This is a genomic window from Nitrospirota bacterium (assembly GCA_037386965.1).
GTDB lineage: Bacteria > Nitrospirota > Thermodesulfovibrionia > Thermodesulfovibrionales > JdFR-86 > JARRLN01.
In genome coordinates this window covers 1-2,728 of sequence record JARRLN010000133.1, presented here as the reverse complement: position 1 = coordinate 2,728, position 2,728 = coordinate 1, and the positions used below count along the sequence as shown (strand labels likewise).

Here is a 2,728-nt window from a genome sequence, read left to right as displayed (position 1 = left end):
AAAGGCCGTCCCGCGCCGCCATCGTCCTGATGTCAATCCTGTCCGTTTTCCTTTTCGCCCTGGGGCTCGGCGTCTCAGCGCTCTTCGGGGGGCTCTGACGGGGCGCGTTCTCAGCTAGGGAGCCGGAGGCCTCGGGCCTCTCTATCGGGCCCTGAGCTTGGAAGTCGGCACGGCGTGACCCGGACCTGGCGATTCAGGTTCTTCCTGAACACCCCAGCCGTTTCATCTTCTGATGACTATGTAGTAGCCCTCCGAGCGGAACCGCCCTCGGCCCCTCGGTGCTTGTTTCATGCCTTTATCCACACATGGGAGGCCGCAAGAAAGTCATTGTAATTCGTCCAGGCCGTTGCTAATCTTTCCGTATGAAAGGCACGCGGAGGAGCCGCGTAAGCTCGTTCTGCAATGTCTAGGCGACCGCCTTTTCCACATCCATACTTCTCTTCACGTCCGGGATGGCGGTGGTTTATCCTGGCGACCGTTCTCATAGGCGCAACGATGTCCGCCCTGGATGTGAGCATCGTAAATATCGCCATGCCGACTCTCAAGAGAGACTTTATCGTTTCGCTGGCGACGATTGAGTGGGTGGCATTGGCCTACATGCTCACGCTTACCATCTTTTTGCCGCTCTTCGGGAGGATTGCCGACATGTACGGCCGGTCCAGGCTTTATAATGCCGGGTTTGTGGTCTTCACCATCGGCTCCGCCTTTTGCGGCATGTCACCATCGGCCGGCTTCATGATAGGTTCGCGCACCGTGCAGGCTTTAGGGGCCGGGCTGTTGCAGGCGAACTCCATCGCGATAATCACGGCGGCGTTTCCTTCCTCCGAAAGGGGGAAGGCCATCGGCATCCAGGGAGCCGTCCAGGCGGTCGCCATGTCCATTGGCCCGTTCCTGGGCGGCGTTCTCATAGCCACGATGGGCTGGCGAGCCGTATTCTTTATAAACGTACCGATAGGCATCCTGGGGACGCTGGTCGCCCTCCTTATCCTGCCCCGTGATGAGGTGAAAAAGCAGAAGGAGAAGGTGGATTACCTTGGCGCCGCTCTTTTCACCTCCGGGCTTCTCTTCCTGGTGCTGGCCTTTAACGAGGTCGTCAAGCTGGGCTTGACATCGCCGAGGATTATCCTGTACTTCGCCCTCTCGGCCGTGCTGCTTGGCCTCTTCGTCATTACGGAACTCAAGGTTACATATCCGCTTGTAGACCTTAAGATGTTCAAGAGCTTCACGTTTTCCGCGGGCAATATGACCGGCATGATGTCCTATTACGTGCTTTTTTCGATAATGTTCCTGATGCCTTTCTACCTGGAAAGGGTGGTCGGCTACAACGTGGCGCTGACGGGCAGCCTGCTTGTGCCGATACCTCTTGCCATGGCGGTCGTGGCCCCCCTGGCCGGGAGCGTATCGGACAAGTACGGCCCGAGGCTGATGACCACGGCGGGCATGCTCCTCTCTGCGCTGGCCTGTTTTCTCCTGATGCTGCTGGGCGAGTCCTCTCATCTCGGCATGCTTGTGGGTATACTGATAATGCTTGGCATGGGGATAGGGCTTTTTACGCCGCCCAATAACAGCGCGGTAATGGGCGCCGCCCCCAAGGATAAATTGAGCGTGGCAGGCGGCCTCTTGAACATGATGCGCTCCATGGGGCTCATATTCGGCGTGGATATCTCCGGCCTCATATTCACCAGCCTGGAGGAGAAAGGCGTGGTGGAGAAGGGATTCTACGATGTCCAGCATATATTCCATAACCAACTCATACCTGTTTCGGTAAAGGACAAAGCCTTCATGAAGGGATACCTCGTCGCGCTGGGAGTGCTTGTGGCACTGAGCCTGCTCTCGGCGTTCCTGTCGGTCTTGAGAAACGAGAAGCCCGAGGAAGGGCCCGGCGGCCATGCCGAAAGGCCGTCCCGCGCTGCTGTTCCCTGACGTCAACCCTCTCAATTCTCCTTTTCGCCCTGGGGCTCGGCGTATCCGCGCTCTTCGGCGGGCTCTGACGGGCGCGTCCGCAGAGTGGGGTCGAAGCCTCTGGGCAGCCGCCTCGCCCTTCCTTATGGTCTTTGTGAAATCGGGGGTTGACATGGCGAGAAGGCTGGACTATATTAGTACATAAGCAGGAACTTTAAAGGAGAAGGCGTGAAGGAATCGGCTGAGCTGTTCAGGCTGCTTTCCGTGGACAAGAGGATAGAGATCATCGAGCAGCTCAAAAAGGGGCCCATGAGCGTCAATGCCCTGGCGGACGCCCTGAAAATAACCCAGTCGGCGGTGTCTCAGCACCTGCGGGTGCTGAAGGCCGCCGGCCTGGTACGGGACGAGAGAAAGGGGTACTGGGTTTACTATTCCCTGGACCGCGAGGCCCTGGAGAAGTGCCGCCGGAGGCTCAACAGAATATGCACCTGCGGGTGCATGGAAGGCAAGAAGAAAATACAACGCGTAAGGGTCACCAGGGCAAGCTAATATTTTTTTCTCATGTATATGAGTATCCGCGCATATCCTAATAGAAAGGAGGTGAACGATATGCCACGCGCCGCCAAGGAAGAGAAGAAGACCGGCGAAACGCAGAAGCCCGGGACGAAGAAGGGCTCGGAGAAGGGCTGCGGCTGCGGTTGCCTGCCGCCACTGAAATCGAAATAGCACAAACCGGACGGGGGGCGGACTCTCGCCCCCCGTGCCTTCTCTGGGAGGAGAGGATGAAAGAAACGGTTCTGGTGCTGTCCCTCTGGGTGCACCTGCT

At 58.0% G+C, this 2,728-nt stretch carries 2 protein-coding genes; both read left to right on the top strand.

The features are described 5' to 3' along the window. Positions 1 to 402 precede the first annotated feature (402 nt). Positions 403 to 1,923: an MFS transporter gene (locus P8Y39_12870; protein MEJ2193208.1), complete on the top strand. Its 1,521-nt coding sequence runs from the start codon at positions 403 to 405 to the stop codon at positions 1,921 to 1,923. Positions 1,924 to 2,130: 207 nt separating this feature from the next. Beyond that, entirely contained in the window at positions 2,131 to 2,451 is a 321-nt protein-coding gene (locus P8Y39_12865) for a metalloregulator ArsR/SmtB family transcription factor (protein MEJ2193207.1), read from the top strand. Positions 2,452 to 2,728: the final 277 nt, after the last annotated feature.